17 protein-coding genes and 1 pseudogene are annotated in these 22,382 nt (G+C 55.8%); 8 read left to right on the top strand and 10 right to left on the bottom strand.

Annotated elements, in window-relative coordinates; genetic code table 11:
* Positions 1 to 112 precede the first annotated feature (112 nt).
* Genes tal through CDV46_RS19940 form a run of 3 tightly spaced genes read left to right on the top strand, consistent with a single transcriptional unit; the run spans position 113 to position 3,842 of the window.
* Complete coding sequence (gene tal, locus CDV46_RS19950; RefSeq protein ID WP_087724492.1) at positions 113 to 1,204, top strand: transaldolase; 1,092 nt, start codon at positions 113 to 115, stop codon at positions 1,202 to 1,204.
* Positions 1,201 to 2,898 (top strand): glucose-6-phosphate isomerase, encoded by a 1,698-nt coding sequence (gene pgi / locus CDV46_RS19945; RefSeq protein ID WP_087724491.1) that lies wholly within the window; start codon positions 1,201 to 1,203, stop codon positions 2,896 to 2,898. The genes tal and pgi overlap by 4 nt, the downstream gene beginning before the upstream one ends.
* Entirely contained in the window at positions 2,895 to 3,842 is a 948-nt protein-coding gene (locus CDV46_RS19940; protein WP_087724489.1) for a 2-deoxy-5-keto-D-gluconate 6-phosphate aldolase domain-containing protein, read from the top strand. Before pgi ends, CDV46_RS19940 begins: the two co-directional genes overlap by 4 nt.
* Positions 3,843 to 4,379: 537 nt before the next feature.
* Here CDV46_RS19940 and CDV46_RS19935 read toward each other — a convergent pair.
* The 8 genes and pseudogenes from CDV46_RS19935 to CDV46_RS19905 form a co-directional block, all read right to left on the bottom strand.
* Positions 4,380 to 6,116 (bottom strand): UvrD-helicase domain-containing protein, encoded by a 1,737-nt coding sequence (locus tag CDV46_RS19935; RefSeq protein WP_087724487.1) that lies wholly within the window; start codon positions 6,114 to 6,116, stop codon positions 4,380 to 4,382.
* A gap of 221 nt (positions 6,117 to 6,337) precedes the next feature.
* On the bottom strand, positions 6,338 to 7,171 hold the full coding sequence (locus CDV46_RS19930) for a hypothetical protein (protein WP_087724485.1): 834 nt from the start codon (positions 7,169 to 7,171) through the stop codon (positions 6,338 to 6,340).
* A 370-nt stretch (positions 7,172 to 7,541) separates the two neighbouring features.
* Positions 7,542 to 7,727 (bottom strand): annotated as a pseudogene (locus CDV46_RS27665) (hypothetical protein); the annotation flags it as partial.
* A 27-nt stretch (positions 7,728 to 7,754) separates the two neighbouring features.
* Positions 7,755 to 8,264, bottom strand: a complete 510-nt coding sequence (locus tag CDV46_RS19925) for a helix-turn-helix transcriptional regulator (protein WP_087724636.1) — start codon at positions 8,262 to 8,264, stop codon at positions 7,755 to 7,757.
* Positions 8,265 to 10,324: 2,060 nt separating this feature from the next.
* Positions 10,325 to 10,963 carry an SLATT domain-containing protein gene (locus CDV46_RS27660; RefSeq protein WP_176399130.1) on the bottom strand — a complete coding sequence of 213 codons (639 nt, stop codon included), beginning with the start codon at positions 10,961 to 10,963 and terminating at the stop codon, positions 10,325 to 10,327.
* 212 nt (positions 10,964 to 11,175) lie between these two features.
* Entirely contained in the window at positions 11,176 to 12,618 is a 1,443-nt protein-coding gene (locus tag CDV46_RS19915) for a reverse transcriptase domain-containing protein (protein ID WP_087724481.1), read from the bottom strand.
* A gap of 222 nt (positions 12,619 to 12,840) precedes the next feature.
* Complete coding sequence (gene mauJ, locus CDV46_RS19910; protein WP_140413430.1) at positions 12,841 to 14,049, bottom strand: methylamine utilization protein MauJ; 1,209 nt, start codon at positions 14,047 to 14,049, stop codon at positions 12,841 to 12,843.
* 225 nt (positions 14,050 to 14,274) lie between these two features.
* Entirely contained in the window at positions 14,275 to 14,700 is a 426-nt protein-coding gene (locus CDV46_RS19905) for a hypothetical protein (RefSeq protein WP_087724477.1), read from the bottom strand.
* A 445-nt stretch (positions 14,701 to 15,145) separates the two neighbouring features.
* Between CDV46_RS19905 and CDV46_RS19900 the strand changes: the two genes are divergently transcribed.
* Positions 15,146 to 15,988, top strand: a complete 843-nt coding sequence (locus CDV46_RS19900; RefSeq protein WP_087724475.1) for a DUF2971 domain-containing protein — start codon at positions 15,146 to 15,148, stop codon at positions 15,986 to 15,988.
* Between the two features lie 76 nt (positions 15,989 to 16,064).
* On the opposite strand, the gene CDV46_RS19895 is transcribed toward CDV46_RS19900, so the two are convergent.
* Together CDV46_RS19895 and CDV46_RS19890 are read right to left on the bottom strand one after the other, a co-directional pair.
* A complete protein-coding gene (locus tag CDV46_RS19895; RefSeq protein WP_087724474.1) occupies positions 16,065 to 16,601 on the bottom strand; it encodes a hypothetical protein in 537 nt (178 codons plus the stop codon).
* Positions 16,602 to 16,735: 134 nt separating this feature from the next.
* Positions 16,736 to 17,929 (bottom strand): tyrosine-type recombinase/integrase, encoded by a 1,194-nt coding sequence (locus CDV46_RS19890; RefSeq protein ID WP_087724472.1) that lies wholly within the window; start codon positions 17,927 to 17,929, stop codon positions 16,736 to 16,738.
* Positions 17,930 to 18,804: 875 nt separating this feature from the next.
* Between CDV46_RS19890 and CDV46_RS19885 the strand changes: the two genes are divergently transcribed.
* The 4 genes from CDV46_RS19885 to CDV46_RS19870 all read left to right on the top strand — a co-directional run bounded on the left by CDV46_RS19885 (position 18,805) and on the right by CDV46_RS19870 (position 22,236).
* Positions 18,805 to 19,314, top strand: coding sequence for a hypothetical protein (locus CDV46_RS19885; RefSeq protein WP_087724471.1), 510 nt, complete (start codon positions 18,805 to 18,807; stop codon positions 19,312 to 19,314).
* A gap of 496 nt (positions 19,315 to 19,810) precedes the next feature.
* The gene (locus CDV46_RS19880) at positions 19,811 to 20,587 is read left to right on the top strand and encodes a TonB family protein (RefSeq protein WP_176399129.1); all 777 of its coding nucleotides are present in this window, start codon (positions 19,811 to 19,813) and stop codon (positions 20,585 to 20,587) included.
* Positions 20,584 to 21,096, top strand: coding sequence for an RNA polymerase sigma factor (locus CDV46_RS19875; protein ID WP_058375408.1), 513 nt, complete (start codon positions 20,584 to 20,586; stop codon positions 21,094 to 21,096). Before CDV46_RS19880 ends, CDV46_RS19875 begins: the two co-directional genes overlap by 4 nt.
* 117 nt (positions 21,097 to 21,213) lie before the next feature.
* Positions 21,214 to 22,236 carry a FecR family protein gene (locus CDV46_RS19870; protein ID WP_087724467.1) on the top strand — a complete coding sequence of 341 codons (1,023 nt, stop codon included), beginning with the start codon at positions 21,214 to 21,216 and terminating at the stop codon, positions 22,234 to 22,236.
* Positions 22,237 to 22,382 lie beyond the last annotated feature (146 nt).

Below are 22,382 nucleotides of genomic sequence, written 5' to 3'. Positions count from 1 at the left end.
CGCGTGAGCTTGTCCGGTTGCCGGTGCCGGCCTGGATAGCATCGCCGATTTGCTATCCGTCCCCCACGTTGTCGGGGCAAATACCAACCCGCCGTTCAACTCAGGAGTCGCAATGAACGCCACTCAACAATTGCACGATCTCGGCCAAAGCATCTGGCTCGACAACATCACACGGGAGCTCATCACCAGCGGTACGCTGGCACGCTATATCCGCGATTTTCATGTGACTGGCCTGACCTCGAACCCGACCATTTTCGAACATGCCATCGGCGACTCCACCGCCTACGACTCCGCAATTCGGCACCGCGCTGCCATCGTCAAATCGGCCGACAACCTGTTTTTTGAAATGGCACTGGACGACCTGAGCCAGGCGGCGGACCTGTTCCGTCCCGCCTTCGACGCCAGTGCCGGCAGAGATGGCTGGGTCTCGCTGGAAGTGTCTCCGTTGCTGGCCAATGACACAGCGAACACCATCAAGGAGGTGGCGGAACTGCACACGCGGGCCAATAGGCCCAACCTGTTCGTCAAGATTCCCGGCACCGCCGAAGGTCTGATGGCGATTGAAGCGTCCATTTTTGCCGGTGTTCCCGTGAACGTCACGCTGCTGTTTTCGTGCAAACAATACCTGGCTGCGGCCGAGGCCTATTTGCGCGGCATTGAGCGGCGCATCGGGGCCGGGCTAGATCCGCGTGTCGGCTCGGTCGCATCGCTGTTCATCAGTCGCTGGGATGTCGCGGTGAAAGACGTCGTGGCATCGCAATGGCGCAACCGCCTCGGCATTGCCGTGGCCATGCAAACCTACCAAGCCTATTGCGCCTTGCTCGCCACACCCCGCTGGCGGAAATTGGCGGCGGCGGGCGCCAGCGCGCAGCGCGTGCTGTGGGCCAGCACCGGCACGAAGGATCCGCAGGCGCCCGACACGATGTATGTCGCCGCACTGGCAGCTCCGCGAACCATCAACACGATTCCAGAGAAAACATTGCTCGCCTTTGCCGACCACGGCAGCGTCAGGCAGACGCTGCCCCCCGATGGAGGCGAGGCCGACGCGGTTCTTGCAAGCTTCCGCGATCAGGGCATCGATATCGATGCTCTGGCCGAGCGTCTGCAGCGGGCGGGCGTTGAGGCGTTTGCCGCGTCGTGGCATCAACTCTTGCAGGCGATCGACACCAAAACAGCGCATTTCGCGAGGGTCAGCCCATTATGAAACGTACAGCACAGTCCAAATTACCGCGCTTCTCGTCCCCGTTGGCCCCGCCGCCCTCATCGACGCCCGCGCTGGTCGAGCGTCCCGCGTGGCAGGCGCTCGTCGATCATCACCGCAACATCGGCACTCGGCACTTGCGGGAGTTTTTTGCGGATGACCCGCAACGCGGCGAGCGGTTGCAGGTCGACGCCGCCGGGCTGTATTTCGACTATTCCAAAAACCGCGTCACCGATGACACGCTCGCCTTGCTGGTGGATCTGGCCGAGCACTGTGGACTGCGCGAGCGCAGGGACGCCATGTTCCGCGGTGAGTCGGTCAATGCGACCGAGAAACGCGCCGCACTCCATACGGCGCTGCGCGCGCCGGCAGACGCGAGCATTGTCGTCGACGGGGTCAACGTCGTGCCAGAAGTCCATGCCGTCCTCGAGCGCATGGCGAATTTTGCAGAACGCGTTCGCAGCGGCGAATGGCGGGGCCACACCGGCAAGGTCATACGCAATGTGATCAACATCGGCATTGGCGGATCAGATCTCGGACCGGTGATGGCGTGCGAAGCTTTGCGTCACTACGGCAAGTCGGGCTTGCATTTGGGTTTCGTCTCCAATCTCGACCCCACCGATGTGGTTGAGGCAACGCGGGGTCTCGATGCTGCCGAAACACTCTTCATCGTCTGCTCCAAGAGCTTCCGCACCCTTGACACGCTGACCAATGCGCACGCCGCGCGCGCCTGGAGTCTGGCGCAACTCGGCGATGAACGCGCCATTGCCAGTCACTTCGTCGCCGTGTCGACCAACACCGAAGCGGTAGCCGCGTTCGGCATTGATCCAGCCCACATGTTTGCGCTGTGGGACTGGGTCGGCGGCCGTTACTCGATGGATTCGGCCATCGGCCTCATCACCATGATTGCAGTGGGGCCAGAGCATTTTCGCGCCATGCTGGCGGGCTTTCGCGCTATGGACATGCATTTTCACAGCGCCCCGCTGGCCCGCAACATGCCCGTGCTGATGGGCTTGCTGGCCATCTGGAACAACAATTTCCTTGGCGCGCAAACGCTGGCTGTACTTCCCTACAACCAAGATCTCAAGCGCTTCCCTGCCTACCTGCAGCAATTGACGATGGAAAGCAACGGCAAGCATGTCACGGCCTCGTCGCAAGCCGTGAGCACTCCCACCTCGCCCATCGTCTGGGGCGACACGGGGACTAACGGTCAGCACTCGTTTTTCCAGCTTCTGCATCAGGGCACTCGGCTGGTTGCGTGCGATTTCATCGGCTTTTCCCACAGCCAAAATCCACTGGGCGATCAACACGACTTGTTGATGGCCAATTTGTTTGCGCAAAGCGAGGCGCTGGCGTTTGGCAAAACGGCACAGGCGCTCATGGCGGAGGGGGTAGACGAAACTCAGGTTGCGCAACGTGTCTGCCGGGGAAACCGTCCCACCAATACCCTGCTGGCAGACCGGCTGACACCTCACACACTCGGCGCCTTGGTGGCGCTGTACGAGCATAGCGTCTTCACGCAAGGGGTCATCTGGAACATCGATTCGTTCGACCAGTGGGGCGTGGAGCTCGGCAAGCGTCTGGCGCAGCGCATCGCGACAGAATTGGCCGACACCGGCCACGCGCCGCTGACACACGACAGCTCCACCAACGCTCTTATGCGGCGCTACGAACAACATCGCAAGGAGTCATCATGAAATCAGGCGACGATGAGGTCCTGTATCTGCTGCCATTCGACCATCGGCATTCCTACATCACCGGCATGTTTCATTTCAATCCTCCGCTGACCCCGCAGCAGCACGCACAGGTGTGCGACAGCAAGCAGATCATTTATGAAGGCTTTCAACTGGCCCTGGAGGCGGGGGTGCCGCGTGAGGCGGCGGGCATCCTGGTCGACGAAGCGTTTGGCAGCGCCATTTTGCGCGACGCGCACCAACAAGGTTTCATCACGGCGATGTCGACGGAAAGCAGCGGCTCGGAGGAGTTTAATTTCGAATACGGAGACGACTTCGCCCGCCACATCGACGCCTTCGACCCAACGTTTGCCAAGGCGCTTGTGCGCTACAACCCGGAAGGGGATCCCGCGCTTAACCTGCGCCAGACGGCCCGGCTGAAGCAGTTGTCCGACTTCTGCCAGACTAGCGGGCGCCGCTTTATGTTCGAGCTTCTGGTTCCAGCAACGTCGAAACAACTCGCCGGGCTCAAAGGCGACCGGGCGGCCTACGACCTGACCCTGCGTCCGAAACTCATGGTCGAAGCGATCCACGCCTTGCAGGACGCCGGGATTACGCCCGACTTGTGGAAGATCGAGGGGCTTGCTGAGCGCGCCGATTGCGTCCGGCTGGTCGAAGCGGTTCGGCGCTGTGGGCGCACCACGGTCAACTGCATTGTGCTCGGGCGTGGGGCGGATGTCGCCAGTGTGCGTGGTTGGCTTACGAACGCCGCAAGTGTCCCGGGATTCATCGGATTTGCTGTGGGCCGTACCAGCTTTTGGAATGCGGTTGCGGCTTACCGCGCCCAAAACGTGACGCGTGTGGTGGCGGCAAAGCAAATTGCTGGCCGCCTGTGCGAGTGGGTCGATGTTTTCGAGCGCGAGCGACTAGCGCGCGGGACCAGCATAACGACGGGCGCTGCATTATAAACCTGCGTCTCCGGAGGGAGGGGGCCGACTCAGCGAGATGTGTTGTTGTTGTTGTTGTTGTTGGCGGAGAGGAGGTTGAGTAGGGCTGCGGCCTGTGCAACGTGCTGCGTCACAAGAGGTAGGTCGTCGGATCAGAATTCACAAAGTGCGGCCTGCTGGCTGGGCCTTATGCTGCTCGGTAAAGAGCGGCGGCCAATCGCCGAGAGTGAGATTTTCCCGAGCAGTCATCATCGGACATCGCTGCCCTGGTGGATCAGCCCGACGGTAAGCAGTTTTCGACGATACCGAAACGCGAGAGAAACGCCCCCCGCTCCTCGGTCCGCTGGCCCGCATCGGACCCCCGGTAGCGGGCTTTTTTATGTGGTCGGCCGGGGGCCCCTGCTCTCGTGAGTAAAGCTTCTCTCACTTCGCGCGGGCCATAGGGGGACTTGTTGCCCTCGTAATTCTGAATGATTGGACCAACTGTTGATTTGCCGCCAACCGAATTGAATCAAAACGCCAGAACTTCGCGCAGCACTACCGAACACGGAGGGCTTCTTATCCCAAGAAATCGCAACGACGCAATGTGCGTGTGCTCAATAGTCGCGAGCGTTGCGCGTACAGCACTGGGCCACGAAAGACCGGTGTGTGGACCAGATACAGATTCTCTCGTGCCCGTGTCGTGGCCACATAGAGCAGACGACGTTCCTCCTCGACGGTTTGCTTCGTGATTTCTCTCACGTGGGGGATCACGCCGTCCGTCACGTTAATCAAGACCACGTGATCCCATTCCTTGCCTTTTGCCGAGTGAATCGTAGAGAGTGTGACGCCGCGTTGATCATATTGCCGTTCGACGAACGCTCTGAAAGAACCCACGGTCCTGAACTTGCGGATAAGTGGTTGCCAGATGTTCAGCTCGTGCTCGACCGAGGTTCGCGATTCGCCAAGACCAGATTTCGTCAGCATCGAAAGGTATGCACGTTTAACCGCGCTGAATCGACCCTCGAGGCTGCCGGCCTTTGCCGCTGCAATTACTGCGCGTCTTAGCGCAGCTAGATGCTGTGGTGGAACGACTCCGACCGTCTTCGAAATGCAGGCCTCGAGGTCCCGGCTTCGGGATCTCGATAGGCGTTCCCGAAATACTTCTCGATTCGCGTTCACCAGGCGCAGCAGTTCAAGCATCGCAAGCAGATGACGGTATTGCGTTTCGCGGTGCATCGGTGTCACGGCAATATCTTGGGCGCGCAGCACGCGCTCGATGATGCGCAATTCGATTCTGGTCCTAGACAGAATGGCGATGCGCTCTGATGGAACACCCCGCGATTTCAGGTCACGGATTGCATCTACTAGATACTGTTCCTGACCCCGTTGGGTCTTACACTGTTTGAGGACGGGGCGGTCGCCATCACGAGATCCCGTGATCGATATCGAGTTCAATATCGAGGACGCGAATTCGGCGGTTTGATGGGTGAGCCGATGCGATTCGCTCAGGGTCGCGGTGCGGGCGCCCAACAACGTTGCTAGGTCATCGACCTGGGTGCCCATGAACGAATAGATGGTCTGCCCAGGATCACCGAAGATCCGCAGTGTCTCGACGTACTTGCAGATCGCGACCAACAATTTGGCCTGAGCTAGGTCCATATCCTGATATTCGTCGACCAGCACGTGCTTGATCTCGGATCGATGCTGATCAGCGTGGTCGTGCCCTAGGCGAAGCATTTGAGCATAGGTGGTTAGGCCCTGATCACAAAGACGGCGGTTAAACCTGCGCGCAAGTTGTCGTAGTTCGATGAGGGCTGGCGCGTAGTGCGAAATCGACGATTCACGATCGGATAGTAGAAGCTGCTCGAGATCGCGGTCCCCATGCGATGAGGTTAGAAATTTTAGGAGGCGGCGCTGCTCTGCCTTGCCTGCCAGATCGATTCCGTGTTTTCTAAAGCGACGTACTAGGCGGCTATTGTGGGCCACGGTTTGGCGCAGCGCGATTGCCAATTGACCGGAGTTCGCTACCGCACGCCGATGATCGGATGACTCGCGAGCGATTCGATTTGCATAACCGTGGAAGGTACTGACAAGAACCTGCGGGTTGTCGATGCGGATCCGCAATTCGTCGCGCGTTCGATTACTGAAGGTCAGGATTAGGATCGAGGTCGGGTTGACTCCATGGTTCAGCAGGTGCGCGACACAGGCTTGAAGCGTTGATGTTTTGCCAGCACCAGGCACAGCGTTGATCAACAGGCGAGGAGCTCGAGATTCAACGACCTGGATCTGCTCAGGCGTTAGTGGGAAGTTCATGATGGAGATGTGGTTAAGCCCCGATGTTTGAGGGAGAGGGAAGGGGCTTGGGTTGCGAATTTGTAGCGGGGGTGTGGATCAACAAGAGCAGGATTCGCAGTGTTTTCGTCGAGAAAATGCGTATAAACGTGATGTCGATGAGTGGGGGAAGGGGAAATATTCTTTGTATTTATCATTCCTTAGTTCAATGGCTACGCGAACGGCGTAATTGGCATCGACGCTCAACGTTGGCGGCGATAACGCTCTTCAAGAAGGTGTTTGTTGTCGATCGCTTTTAGTGCTCGGCGAATGATTGGCTTGGCCCTCACACAGTTATGCAGAACGTACGGTGATTCGTTGGAGGCCCCAATGCGATGCTCCTGCAAAAAGTTCGCGGCACGGTTTCGAAGCGCCGACGCTGTCAGGTCAGAACGATTCGAAAGGGCAGCACCCAGATCCATCTTCGACGAGAATTCGAATAACCGAAGATTCGACAGCCAGAAGGCGTGGTGATCGAACGCAATGCAATCCGCAAGGGTATTCAAACCAATCGACGAGCATGCCGCGTGACCGTTGAAACGATGCTCGAGGTGACTGCACGGCTCCGGATATAGCCTTGCGAGAAGCTTGCTCGGTCGGTCAGCGTAGAGGACGGGGACGTGCGGACTAAGATTGCCGTTCTTGTTTGTTCGCCGATTGAAGTAGACGGTCTCTTCCTCGATGTTCGCCCGTTCGCGTGCGCACGGGACCACCATATGTTCAAGCAGATATTCAGCCATGACAGCCGCGCTCTCGTTGTCCGAGGTTAGCAAATCGATGGCGACCTCGGCATAGCTCACCCTAGTTAGGTGCCGCGTGCCGAGCATGGTGGATAGCTCGATAAATGCTTCTGGCGTCGGCTGTCGAAGTTCGACTTTCGTCGCCCAGATTCGCTGAAATCTATGGATCGGATGAACGATCGTAATGTCGGTACAGAGATTGACGAGCCTTTGCTCGATCTTCTTCGCCGGTAGTCGATCGTCAACGTAGATCTTGATTCGGTCGAAAGCGCAGACGATGCTCGTGATCGAATTCACCACGCGTTTCGTTTTCGTCGATGGTCGTCGTTCTGGTTGTCGTTGTCTCATATGTCGTTGGTGATCGTGGAACTGTGAATCGCCGCGAGGGACGATGTGGGTGTGCTCGATGGACGTATTTACTAGGGACGCTAGATTTGCGGATACCAGCCCGGGACCTCGTCTTCGCAGGGACTTCGATTTTGGCGCGCTGGCCACGTGGAGAACCACGGGTCGTTCGTGTCGTGGACCAGGCCAAGTTCAATTCATGGGTTCGAGTGCAACTAGAGTCACGTCGAATCTATCGCGGCACCGACCATCACTGATGGAGCGCTCGTCGACGATCGTGATCGACGGACTCACAAAATCGGCGTCTCGAAGGCTACAAGACCTACGAACCGGGATTTCTGGTGTTCAAGGTCCCTGCTACGCAGCCTGGATTTACCAATGTAGCTAGGTCTCGGGGCGCCGAAATATTCCGGTTGTGGCGACTACGGACGATTCCACTAGCAGGTGGAACTGATTTGGGGAATTCGCTGGCTTTCATCTTCGCGTAGGTCGACGATCGGGAGAGGCCGGTGAATCATCGATACGCAAGCGTGATTCAGGCTTGCGAAAAATCATCGATCGCGACGTTCGGGAGATTCGTCGGGTAATCGGCAGATTCTTGAGGGGAGGCGGCGTTGATATCTGTCGATGTATCGCTGGCGGACGCGAAATCTTTGCATTTGTCCGTCGAGATTGCGGCCTGGGCCTCGCGACGTTCACCACGATTTCGGTTGTCGTGAAAATCTGTCTGCGACGCGTTACGAATTCGATTCGAATGGCATCGCGATTTCGTCTGACCCGAGCTTGAGTCGCAGGCCTCGATCCTCGATTGGACCCGGCCAAGGTTCGTTTCGCGGACATCGATTCTTGACTGAACCCAACCAATAATCTCGGACTCGATCCATGCAACGATTCTGCTGGTAAGTGGAACTGGTCTGGGGAATTCACCACTTTTCATCTTCGCGTAGATTGATGATCGCGAAAGGCCAGTAATGCGTTCGACGTCGGGACGGCGTAGTAACGCAGCCGTCGTTGGGTTTTCTTGGTCTGATCGTTGGCCGTCCATGGTGTGTTCCAGCAGGCAATCGTTGCCTAAGTCCGGCATCGGGCAGAGAACCCGAAGCACACCCTATTTACTGATCCACCAAAACTTGGAAATCTGGGTAGCCGATTACCCGAACGCCGAATCGCGAATGCACGCGAATCCTTGGCGACCCGGGCCAAAAAGATTTTGGTTGAGCGCCGGTCAATTGGCGACCGCCCGAACCGGCAGGCGCGCGAACGTTTCGGCAATTCGATTTCTAACCGCGAAGGTTCTTGGGGGCGGAGTTTCGTTGTGCGGTGGTTCGCCAATGCACTGGCGGACGTCGATGTCTGTGTTCGTTAGCTGAACACGTTGGTACTAGTTGCGGACGTTCAATTCGCGCATCTTGTTGGACGTCAGATTCGTTGGCTGCGAATACGATTATTTACTAGGGCCCCGGGGGCGGCCGCCGACCGAACTTGACTTGATCTGCGATTAACCGAATTCGAGTTTGAAACCGGGGTTGCCGAATGGACGGCCGCGCACAAAGTCCGAACGGTAAGCGCGTTGTTTCTGACGTCGAGGATGCGCGATCGCGGGCCGTCGAATTCCTCAAGTTTTGAACCGAACCATGTGTGATCGAGGTTGGCGATTGGGGCTTCGGGGACTGGCCTGGAATCGTACTGCGGCCAAGTTTGCGGTGGTCCGGATCTGGTTTCGGATCTCAGCGGCAATACCTTGATGCCGGCCAGTGTGCGCCCCTGCGCGCACTACGAATTCGGTTAATGGACGCGTGTGCCGTCGAATGGCATCACGAATTCGCATGCGGGCCTGAGCCAGTATTGCGGGTGACACAAGAATCCGCTGCCAGAGCATTGACCGTTTTTGTTGAAGGAACTCCGAGAACAACGGTCGGTTCGACCAAAAAGCGCGGATGATCCTGCCAGTTTCTGGGGTTAGCTATTTACTAGGGACCAACAGTTCTGATTCTCGGGCGCCACCGCAGGTGCCGAGTTCATGAGATTGGTAAACCGCTTTCATGCCCAGCACGACGCCGTGCCGAATTCGTTCTGTTGTCGACGTGTGGCGAGGGGCGGCGATGCGGCTATTTAAGCCGTCGCCTTCTTCTGTATCCGAATTCACAGATTCTGCGCCAGGTGATTGCGATTGACGGTCAGGTCGTCGAGGCTCGGTCTACCCGATCACTTGGGCGCGCTACTAGATTTTGTAGATTTCGTTCACTTGACGAATATGATTCGACCCAATGTGTGCGGCAAGATTCGTGCGGTCGATTTGACGGGGTTCGATAGTGAGGTCTCTGTATTCGTCATTCGTATCGCAGGGGACGAACTAACCTGACGAGGAGATGGTGACGAGACACCGGACATTGTTGGCCAGCGCATATTGCCGGGACACGAGACTTCCAGAGATTGAGCGGTTGGGTCGTGACTCGTGAGAACACTCGCGAATGGACCTATCGGATTCCGACTCGATGTTCTTCGGATTGAGATCGACTCGATCCACATTCAAAATGATACTAATCGTTATGTATTACTGAGGGCGGTCATGGACGCGCTATCGAGACGCGCGGACAGCGAGCGTCGGAGGAACTTCAAAATCGGCGTCTGATGATTGGTTGACGATCAAACAGCTAGACGGTGTACCTTCCGAATTTTGTACTCGCTGTTAATCCGACGTCAGTGAACTTTGCGGCCGGATTCCGATATGCGAGGCTTGATGCCGGGACATGGTTGCGGGGACGGCGTAGCTGCTCGGCTGCTGTCGACCCATTGCGGACGGACAAAACGGCTGTCGCGGTCATTCGATGCGCGGCGATATTACGGCCTTGTACTCCGGCAGTTGTGCTCGCCTTCAACCCTATGATTTCTCCGCCACTTGACGACCCGCAAGCCACGTTTTTGCAGCAGTTGCCGTCCCGTCTTTCAGGTCCGTTGCTCACGCCAGGTGACATGACCTGTTGGACAAAAATTGCCGGCTCGATGAGACGTCGAAACGTCTAATGTGGCTGGCAACCGGCGCCCCCGGCTCTAAACTGGCCGCCCAAATGAGCGAAATCTACAGATCACCAGTAAGCAGGATGACTACGCCTTGGGAAGCCAAATCGAGTATGCAAGGCCTCCAGCGACGACAAGCCAGATCAGTGCAAAAAACCAAGTTTCGGCAAGCACCCACTTAACGTACGTCCACTTTGCCCCTAACCAACCAGGAGCTACGTTGCCGCCTTTCCACAAGTCGCGGTCGTGTCGGTGAGATGCACGAAACAGTGCATCGTCTCGAGGATCGTGGTTCTCCCCGCACTTATCCTTAATCTCGTCATACTCAACCCTTAGCTGATCAACCTCGTCGAGAGTGGCTGAATGACCAGCATCAATAGCAGCAATCGACATAGCTACCTTGATCTGAAATGAGGTAACGAGCTCCGCGCTGCGATGCAATGCCTCGGCCTTCGCACCATACCTAGCGCCCCACTCGAGTAGGCTGACGACCAAGAGCAGGATCCCCACGCCCACTGCAAACGACGACAAATAGTTATCGAGCACCGTATTAGGGGTGGGAGAGTATATTCTTTGCGCAAACGCAACCAGAATGCTCACCGCAGATAACAGCGCCAGGCTACACGTAGACACCCACTCACGTATTCTGAGTCGGCGTGCCGCGTTATAGCGTGCGCCTGCTGTGCACCAAGCGCGTTGACGCAGATTTAACAGGAAGTCTTTCATTGGAATTGATAGGGGTGGGCGGAAATGCTTGAGGAATCGGTCATATCCACTCCCAAGGCAACGACGCATAAAATCGCTCCCAAGGAGGTTCGCGGGTAAAGCCGCGACCCATGCAATTGCATGGGTAGAGAGCACTTTCGCTCATGAGGCAAAATCTCATGAGGTATCGCTAGCGCGATAAGCATTTTCCGCCCGGGGTTATTTTAGCTGATCTATCCGTACACGCTACCCTCATCGGCATGCATGGCCGCAAGTACATGCCTGACGTACTGTTCGTACTTTTCCCTGATCTCCGCGTCGGTCAACGCAACGTTGGGATCGATTCGTCCCCGATCAATGAGCAAGCGCAACATATCCGCTATGGTCGTGATCTTGTCGTAGTCCCGTACGTAGCCGCCCCGTGGGTTGAATTTCATCTCGAAGTAGGCTCGTCGCAGCTTTTTTAGTCCCAGCGGTGGCGCGTGCTGAAACTCGCCTAGACGCTCGAACATCCCCTCGATTGCCGAATCTAATCTGTGCAGCAACGACAGGTCCGTAATTTGATTGAAATAGGCAATCCACCCGTAACGCTGGTTCTGCGAGATGGCCCCCGCGATACGCTCGTTCAGTTCACTTAGAAAAATATCGTTGAGGCGCGGTTCATCGAGGTACTTCAGCTTTTCGAGCCGGCGCTTCTTGTTGTGAACGAAGTCACTAAACTTCATTGCGATAGACTGCAAAAATCGTTCAATCGTAGAATCTCGAACCGATATGACGGGCAACTGAAATGTGTATCCAAGATAACCAAATTTTGCCGTCAGAGGTTCGATCTGTGTTTTGTTTGAGCCCAAAGGGTGTAGCGCGAGACCTCGATATTTGAGACGGGAATGCAACGATCTGAACGCCCTGTGCACGGCATCGTGCTCCCCGTACATCAATACGTCGTCTACATAGCGCTTATAAGTGACCCCCTGCTTTCCCATCGCGTCATCCACATCTTGCATATATATCGACGCAAGGATATTTGAGATAGCCAAGCCTTGCGGGACACCTCGCGATGGGTAATCCTTGTGTCGATTGCGACGAGTATTTTTTGGAACCGTCGGCGTGCGCATTGCGTGATCAATAAGTCTTATTGCGGCATCGCACTTCACACGCTTTGACAAAACCCGTAACAGTCGATCTTGCTGAATGGAGTCGTAAAATGTCTGAATATCTGTACTACAAACCCACGTCGACGCCGACACACAAGACTGAAGGTCAAGCGACACGTCTCGAACGTAAGTAGCCGCTACGTTCCCGGGAACACGCTCCGGATAAATCGTCGCGAGGAATTTATTAAGCTGATATAGAACGACACGATCTCGTACGGTAGGAATTCCAATGAGCCGCGGGGGCTTGTTCCTAGCCTTGGGGCGCAGCACCTCAAGGTACGGGGAGAAACGAAATTTCCCATCCAGAATTTTTTTGGACGCGATTGTAAACTCGGCCGTTGCTCGAGATGTGAATTGAAACCCGCTAAGTCTGTCGACGCCCTTACCCATGGTGTCTGAAAATCGCTCACGAAATGCAATTTCCATCTCCGCTGGTGAAAAAAGAGACTGAAAGATCACGCCGTGATCGCTCACATCACAACCAGCACTTCCCCAATGACCCACGCCAAATTCCTTTGCCATTTTTGTTCTATTAATCTTCACTTAAGGAAGATTTTAATCGCTTCCAATTAGTCTCGGCATGCCCGCCGTTCAGTTTCTCAGTGTGTGGCGGCCATTGATTGTCGACGATCTGAGACGGGATGTCGAATGTCCGGAACTGGCCGAAATCAGTGCGTCATCGCTGTCCAACATCGACCCGGAGCGCCTTTTTACCTGTGGCGTGCTAGCTAATGGACGCGCTCATTAGCCAACCTGTGCAGTATCAATGAACTGGCGGAAAAAATCCTGCCATTCGCCCGTTTCTCCCTTCTGTATGGCACTATTGATCACCGCCATGTCCGGGGAAATAACCAGCGCGTAAATGAAGCCGTCTTGCTCCCTGATTTTGTTTCGAATGCGTTCCAACATTTCTTGTTGATCGACCGTTTGGTAGCTGAGTTTTTTGAGATGGGCGAATTGCTCAATTGTCATTTTCACCACAGACGGTAGGGCACTCTGCGGCGGTCCCAACGGTTTTATCGCCGCAACTATCCCAGTGAAATTTAGATCGAAATGACCGTCAGCGTCCACCGGCACAACAGTCCGTATGTGAGCTACGGTTGCCATCATGTAATGCACATATGTAGATGGCAGTCCCATCACCAAGGAACCATCGAACATTTCTTTGGGAAACTGTCTGACTAAGACCTTCAACAATAGTCGTCCCAGCGTGTCGATCACGCTTTCATGAGGATCAGGTAGTGAACTTTCGATTTCCTTAAGAGTCGCGCCGTGCATGAGGCTATTGCGGGTTTTATCGAGAAGGGCCACCGTTGCGTCGTCGCACCCCTCGTCCGCGTCCATCAGCACAGCCCGGATAGCTTGCTTTGCATACGGCCTATGCTGCGGATGCGTTTCACACTGTTCACAATAGAGTGCGGACTGACAGTGCGGGCATTTGTCATTCACCTTAGCAGTTGGTTTCTGAAATTCGGCCACAATCTCCAGCGCAAACCAGAAGTAGGTGAACTGGTCGTCCGGCGCTGAGGCGTCTATTCCCAATCGATACCATCGCAGGGCGCGCCGTATAGCTGGCGGAATGTCAAACTCCAGCAGACGTTCGATTGTATGAGCGTGTTCACTGACTAGGAATGGCTGCGGATCGTCATACTCAATTCGATCGCCCCACATACGTATATCTCTCATTGCGTCTTTCGAAGACGTTTCGGCATCGACGATTTGCCTTATCCTATGCTTTCGAAAACTAGAACCGGTTGTGAATGCGAGCATATTAAGGCAAGTAGCCAAGTGGTCTTCCGCTACTTCAGCGGCATTATCCAATGCCTCTGCGTCGAAATAGATATGAACCGAAAGCAAGAAGGGCGTCGTGAACTCCGAGCGCGGGATGTTCCTGATCAGCGCTTTGAATGCGTCGCGAGGGTCACAGATGCTCAACACTTGGGCATCGGACACGACCGACAGGTCCGAGGCAACTTCGAAATTCGCTGCACATCGCATGTATCGCGCTCCTAGCTTAATTAGTCAACTGATCTCGATAATGGGCTATAACCAACACGTCGCGAAACGGTCGTGCGCTCTAATATTACCTACGCACTAGGGTCGGGTTGCCACTGACGGCTCCTGGCCGACTCCGGCCATTTATGAAAGGCTGTTTTCGACCCGGAGTAGACGTTCCCGCTATACGCCGTCTGGCTTGTGTTGGATGAATTGAACATAAAAGTCGGGCACAAAGGGGAGTAAATCACCACCCGACGTAAAAAGACAAAATATCCCCTCCAACACGGTCTTTTTGATCTTGTCGATACCCTTGGCTTCGACGATGTTGATACCAAGCCCGAGACGTTGTGCCCAAGAAAATAACGAGGGCTCAAGAATGAGGCCGCCTACCACCATCATTCTTTCCGTCGGAAGTCCTTTGATAAGCGTCTTTCTGCTTTCCCGCTTTTCCCACACAAGAAACTCAAACTTACCTTCCGGCCCTTCGTAGATAAAAAGAAATCCGTCGGAGGGGCCGGTGTCACGAAACTTATTGGACATTCGAATCGTGACTCCACCGACTGGGTCGGTGGCAGCATAGACATTTCGGTCAAACTGGAATGTCATACGGTTTCCCCGGTAAAGACTTCGTGGCCGCAAGACGGTCACCGCGGTGAATTCATGCCGAACTGCTCCACTAGCTCGGGCAAATCTAACACGGCCAACTCCCTGCGGCGCAAATGCAGCTAGTCCCGACCTCGCGCGTTGTCACTGTTTGGGTCCCGGTAGCCGTTTTATGCCTACCGACGGCGGTTTGCGACCCTTTGCAGACATTGGCAACCGTTTGACATGAGAGATCTACTGCGCGCCCACGGCGCTGTGGCCGTGGTAGCGAAGGTTATGGATCGTGACGCGGGATCTGAGGTACCCGTGTTGAAATCAGGAACTGCAGGATGGAATTGCTGTGATCTCCAGTGCCAATCGTTGGCGAGACCTATTTTTTTAATAGCGTCCATCGCTAAAGTCTGATATTCAGGCACTTGCAGCGCCAACCGTTGAAGCCTATTTTTAGATGAATACTCTCGCTTACCGCTATGCCCACGCCGACACTTTTTTCAAGATGCTGGAGAGCCAGACCTTGTGGTTTTCCGATTTGCGCCGAATGAACGACTGGGATGAATATGCTGCTGGATTTCGCATGATCAGCGAGATTGCGGCAGAAGAATTCCCGCAATATAAAAATCTTCTGAATGAGATTTCCCCAGAGCGGATGCCTGCGGACTTCATGGCGCTTATCTGCTCGTTTTCGTTGGATGGTGACTGCCTAAGCATGTGGCGGGGCTATGGCGACAACGGAGCCGGGGCGGCTATTGGTTATTACTATCCCGAAATCCAGATGCAAAACTTGGGCACGCGGTATCTTGCCAAGATGGCTCCGGTCCAGGGTAAGGTTCAGTTCATTCCTGTCATGTACAAGGAAGCTGCCTTCAAAGAGCAGGTCTATACGTGTTTCGAGCGAGTGACAACCATGCCCGTACAGTTGGGCACGCTCAAGATGGAATTGGTGCGGCTGTGCACCTTGTACAAGAACGATTTTTTTGTGGATGAACGGGAACTACGTGGCTTCATCGAAGTGAACGAGTACGCCGATCCTTACACGCTGGGCGTGCGCGACAGTGGATTTGGTCAAGCAGACTATCACCAAGTCCAGACCTGCAGCTTCGGTGTCCCCGCGATCAGGGAGGTGGTGCTGGGCCCCAGGTGTGCGCTAGCCGAGGAGGAAGTCAAGGCCAAGCTGATCACCTGCGGCCTCCCGAATGTGAAGATCCGTAAATCTCGGGGCACCTACCGGGAGGTGCCGACTTCCAATGGCTTGCCTCCGATGGTTTCTGGGTTTCTGGCTCAGCAGAACTGACCTCGGTAATACCTCACTGCGTTCGGGCTGGGCTCAAGTAGGCCGCCAAACTATTAACGACCTCTCTATGGAACGGTTAGGCATCTGCTTGCCCAGCCTCTTTTGACCCGAGTGGGCGGCCGAATACCTCGTCGAAGGCGTGCTCCGCTTGCTCGCGAATCATCTTTGAACTTCCCTTCATCTTGTGAACTACAACCCACCAGTGGTAGTTGCTGTACGGGGGTTCAGAAATGTTGATGCCGTTCTTATCATCAAGCTTCATGCAAACGTCGTAACGAACACCTCTAGCAGGCAGATTGCTACGGTAGTGGTCATTGAACAGATGACTCTTTATGCGCCCCTTTACGGTGTAGCAGTGGCCTCGGTAGATTGCCTTTAGACCGTCAGTAATTAGGCGGCACTTGTTTTCTTCAAACTGATAGTCAGACATGATCACGTACAGACCAGTGCCGTAGTACAAAGCCTCCGCGTCGGACAAAGAGCTGACAGGCCTTGAAATTACGGACTTGCTGTCTTTGGTGTAGTCGTGGACAGAAAAGAAGTCTACGAACTTCGAGCGAATGGTTTGGCGCAATTCGTTCTCGATTGCAACCAACTGCCTGATGTCGTACATGTGATTCGAAATTCCTGACTAGATTCAGACGATAGGGAAAAATGTTTGTCGTTATTAAAAAATGATTGAATGACTGCTTCTGGCCGACAGCGGTCGTCAACTATTTTCGCACGTTGAGCCCTCGATTAGCGACGTCACGGTGAAGCAAGGTGTGCCGACCAGTCGGTCATCATCGCTGCGCGTTTTTCGAATAGATCGCCGCGCGCATACGCTGCCTCGGCTTTATCTTTCAGCAAGTGAGCGAGTGCAGCCTCGGCCACTTCACGCGGGTAGTGCGTCGTTTCACCGACCCAATCACGAAACGTGGATCGGAATCCGTGGGCCGTCAGATCTGTTCGCCCCATGCGCTTCAGCAACTGAAGGAGCGCCATGTTGGATAGCGGCTTATCTTTGCGCTGGCCGGGAAAAACGAACTCGTTCTGCTTAATTGACCGCATGTGCTCTAGCAAGACCTTGGCAGCCGGCGACAACGGTATGCGGTGCTCCTTTCCTGCCTTCATACGTTCCGCGGGGATTCTCCAGATTTCCGCCCTCAGATCGAACTCGTCCCAGCGTGCTTCGATGACTTCGCTAGTGCGCGTAGCCGTCAGTATCAGCAGTTCCAGCGCTTTCGCTGCCATCGTGTTAGTGGCCCGTAGTTGCACCATGAATTTCGGTGCGTCGACATAGGGAAGGGCCGCGTGATGAACTACTGCCTGGACCTTGGATCGTTTGGGAAGCAAGTGGTCCAAGTGCCCTTTCCATCTCGCAGGATTTTCTCCAGTGCGATGTCCGCGTGCAGTGGCCCAGTCGAGCACAGATTCGATCCGGCCACGCAGGCGTGACGCTGTTTCGGTCTTTGAAATCCAAATCGGTTCGAGCACCTTCATGACGAGTCCGGTGTCAATGTCCGCGATCGGCAGGGAGCCAAAATAGGGGGACGCATAGGTCGCGAGCGTGTTGCGCCATTGATCTGCGTGCTTCGCGTTCTTCCATCCACTGGAATGGACGTCAATGTAAGCCGTGGCGCATTCGTCGAACGTGGTGGTTTTGAGCGCGCTAGCCTCCGTCGATGCTCGATTTTGTTGCTTCGCGTCAAGCGGATCGACTCCTTCGAGCAGCAGCTTACGTACCTCAAGGGCCTTGATGCGAGCATCCGACAGACTGACTGTGTGGACTGGGCCAAGACCCATGCCACGAGCTTGCCGATTTCTCATGTAACGAAACAGCCAAGACTTTACCCCGCCCCTAGTGATCTGGAGGTACAGCCCTGCGCCATCGCTGTACAGACCGGGCTTCGACAGTCGGTTGACCTGAAGTACGCTAAGCTTGTTGATTGCGTTCGCCATCTCGTGGGTTCCACATTTTGACTATCAAATTGACTATCAAATTGTAGCTGGATTTACCTGGAACGTGCTGGACATTGGAGGCCGAAGCACCTGGGGAGCCACCATGAAATATAGGGGTTTGCGGAATCTCGTGGAATTTTATGGAACGAAGTTTGGCAGACACCCTCTCCGCCAAGCAAACAAATCAGCCCTTGATCATTCAAGGGCTTTTTTGTTTTTGGCGGCACAACCCACGTTTCTGTCCGCGTCCGCGTTGGCCGGTGACGATTGGGCACGTACTGCTGGCTCCTCCTGAGCCCCGTTCGAAAACGATGCACGCTGGTGCTCAATACTCGGGCGGAGCGTTGTTTTTCATCTCGACGGTTCTCGTCTCTGTACCGCTTATACGCTATGGACTCGCCTCGAATTTCGAGCTGAGGCCGCTCAGCGTAGCGCAACTGTTACTGCGCGCTCCCAAGGACCCGAAGCGAATCGACATTTGCGTCGCTTAGCTAAATATTCAGATAAAAAATTTGGACTCCATAACATTTGATGGAAATATTATTTCTCAACGTATCAGCCAATGTGGTTTCTTTACCAGAAATTGGATTGGAGTCAGAGCAAGTGAATATGCCGATCGAACTGCTAGTTGGGCGGCGCCCTCCCTCTATTGCGATGCAATTTGGGGAAACTGCGCAACCGTAAGTGCGCGTCTATGGGGAGAGGGGCTGCTGGATGGTGCGAGCCCGGATGCCATTCGGGGGGGGGGCGGGTGAATTTTTTGTGTCAAACAGTATTTGAAGTGGTGGTGACTCGTCAGGATAGAAAAGGGATAGTTTGTTAGCCTCAAACATTGAGTGGTGAGATTGTTGGGGTTGCCATCGGATGCGAGTCACATGAAGAGAAATATTAAAGGTGTATTTGATTTGAGGGTGTTTTTGTTCGGGATTTCGGTTTACATAGTAATGTCAATATTCTATATGGAGATGGATGGGTTTTTAAATGAAATTGCATTAATTGTTTTTCTGGCTATCATTGTTTTTGGTGTGATTTTGATGATTTTTCGTGGATTTCGAAGGGGTATTTCATTAGTATTTTCCGGTGTGGTGCTTGTTGTTTGGATGCTATTTTTGTCAATTCCTGTTTTGAATTTTGGTGTCGGGGTTAGGCAGTGGGTGCAATTTAAATTCAAAGAGCCAAGTTATATTGCTGAAGTGAGAGGCGGTCGAACGGAGTGGGACTGGGGGATTGGGGGGGGAGTTCACTATCGGCTAATGTACGATGCGAGCGGTGATGTGAACGGAACTTGGCATAGGCCGGATGAGGAGGATCCATGTGACCGGGTAGTAAAGGCATTTGGGAATTCGTTCTACGTTATCGGTGATTGGTGTCCAGGGATTTTATAATTGATAATTCTAAGTATCTTGTGTTTGGTTGATGGTGATAGGTGCGAATTTATATAATTCTATTTATAAATTATAAATAAGCTTGATGGGGGTGTTATGTCGAGTGGGGGGCTAAAATTTTTCTAAAGACTCGAACGGGAGCTGCATCATTGATCCCGTATCGATTCGGCTGTATTTTTTCAGCGGACCATGAGGTAAATGTAGTCATCAAAAATATAAGAAAAATCGCGAAGCAATCCGTGAAGAGAAATTGACAATATTGCCGATATGAGTCGCAAGACGCTGGGGATATCGTGGAGATGCTCCATAGTCAATCGGTACCGCTTGATGGATGGCGCTCACGGGGTGTAACAGAATTGTCGTACTCCGGTGTCATCATCCGTACTTTCCAGAGTTGCGTGCTGCATGGGCGATGGACGCAGGCCGTCCGGTGCGCACCGAGGCTGGCGATCGGCGGCGTGACGCGCCGTTGGTTCGGAAGCCGGGAGCATGCATCTTGCGTCTGTACTTGCTGGGTTTGAGCCGCTATGGCGCGCTGCTGCTGGTGTTGAGCGCGGGGACATTTCCCGCGCGAGGTGCACCGGCCGACACCGTGACCGGTAAAGACAGTGAGCGCGGACAACCCACGGTGCCGGAACGACCCGCGCAGCAGACGCCCGGGGCCGATGCCGAACCTACGTCCTTCTTCTTCGATATCCCTGCGCAGCCACTGGCCGATGCCCTGCAACGTTACGCCATGATCTCTGGCCGTCCCGCTCTCTTCAGTAGTGCACAGGTGGCCGGCCTGACCTCGTCGCCCGTGCGCGGGGACTTTCCCGCCGACACCGCACTGGAGCGCCTGCTGGCGGGCACCGGTCTCGCCATTCAGCATGCACGCTCGGGGCCCGCAGAGGCTTTCGTCCTCAAAACACTGCCGGCCGAAGCGCTGCCTGCGGCCGATGACACCCCCGCCAACGCCTATGCCGGCCGGGTACAGGCGGGCGTCTGGGCGGCGCTTTGCGCCAATGCGCTGACCCGGCCGGGCCAATACCGGACGTTATTGCGTTTCGAGATCGACGCGACCGGCGTCTTGCGTCAGGCACGTCTGCTGACCTCGACCGGGGAGCGCGCCCGCGACGCCGCCGTGCTTCGGGTGCTCGCCAGCGTGCGCGTCGACGCTGCGCCGCCCCACGATCTGGCCCAACCGTTGACGATGGTGCTGTTGCCGCGCGATCCGCATCACGCGGATTCGTCCCCCGTCTGCCGGTCGCCGGGCAAAGAGGGGCATTCATGACGGAGAACGTCGGACCGCTGCCCGAATACCTGACCCGCCACTATCACAACCTGAAGCGGCGCCTCACGCGCCTGCTGGGCAACAGCGATCTGGCGGGCGACGCCTTGCACGACGCCTGGGTCAAGCTCCAAACGCAGGAGCCGACAGCGGGCGAGACAGTGCAGAGCCCGGGCAGCTATCTGGTTCGCGTCGCCGTGAATATCGCGCTCGACGCGCAGCGCAAGCAAAGCCGCTCGCTCTCGTTCGACGAAGTCGATGCGTTGATGCACCTGTCGGATACGGCGCCCGGCCCGGCGCGCGTTGCGGAAGACCGCTCGGAACTCGATGCGCTCATGCAGTTGATGGAGCGGCTGCCCGAACGGCGCCGTCAGGTGCTGCTGCTGGTTCGATGGGAAGGGCTGCCGCAGAAGGCGGTGGCCGAGCGTCTGGGGGTGTCGCTACGCGTCGTCGAGAACGAGCTGCGTCGCGCGCACGATTTTCTGGATGAAAAACTGAAAGCTAAAAAATAGTTGAGGGATTTGTGCGATGCCGTTCGTCCATACACTGGCGGCATCCGACGAAGCGCGGTTCCGCGTTATCGATACCGCTAGATTGCCCGCCTCCGGCAGGGCACCCATGTTGATGCAATGAATACACGCGACACTTCTCCGGCCCCTCTCTCGGACGACCTGCAACGGCAGGCGCGCGTCTGGCTGCGGCTGTTGGATTCCGGCGATGTGACCGAAGTCGACGCGCAAGCCTTCCGGCGCTGGCTCGACGCGAGCGCCGATCACAAGCTCGCTTTCAACGAGGTGAAGCACCGCTGGGCGACACTGCGCACGGCAAGCGGCATGTACGTCGAGCGGCATCCGAACGCGATGCCAGGCGCCGTAGCGGTGCCGGCAACGCCCGCAACGCCACGTCCTGCCGTGCGACAGCGTTCGGCAGGCCGTCGCGCGTTCATCGGCGGTGCGCTGACGGTAGGCGCGGCGGCGGCCGTCGCCGGTTTCTATCCGGACGTGCTGCGCCGCGTGATGCCGGACTCGTTGGGCGCCGACGAGCGCACGGCCGTGGGCGAGCAGCGCACGCTGACGCTGGCGTCGCAGACCGTGGTCACGCTCAACACGCAGACCAGCATCCGCCAAGGTATTCAAAACGGCAGGACCGTGAGCGTGACGTTGCTCTCTGGCGAGGCCGCCGTCGATCTGGGGGGCTCGGCCGAGCCGTTCACGGTATCGGCAGGCGTAGGTAGCGCCCGTGCGCAGGACGGGCGCTTCGAAGTCCGCTATCTCGATGGCAAGGCCTGTGTCACATGCATCGACGGCACGGTTCAGGTTTCGCATCCCGCCGGCAAACGATCCTTGCAGGCGCATCAGCAGGTCGCCTACAACGACCATGTGCTGAGCGATGTCGGCAATGTCAATGCGCTGGCTGTGGCGGCATGGCGTCGTGGCGAACTGGTGTTTGACCAGATTCGTCTTGTCGATGTTGTTGCAGAGATCAATCGCTATCGCTCGGGGCGGGTCGTGCTGGTCAACGAGGCGGCCCGGAACCAACGTGTGACGGGGCGTTTTCGTATCGCCTCGCTCGACGCAGCATTGGCACAACTGGAGAGCACGTTCGATCTGAATGCCAGGTCCTTGCCGGGAGGACTGCTGATTCTGAGCTGACGATCTTGCGTGTCGAAGATCGGGAAATAGTTGAGGGTTTCCGCACTGCCCATTCGTCTTAGCGACTCGGGAAGCCAACACAACGCCAAAAGCGGCGATGTGCACGTTTCCGGCAACGGGGTCGCCGATGGAGAATTTGCCGGAAA

Origin of the sequence: Pandoraea sp. PE-S2T-3, assembly GCF_002179965.1 — a bacterium.
Classification (GTDB): Bacteria; Pseudomonadota; Gammaproteobacteria; order Burkholderiales; family Burkholderiaceae; genus Pandoraea.
Note: the sequence above shows the minus strand (reverse complement) of the source record. Positions and strands in the feature narration are given on the sequence as shown.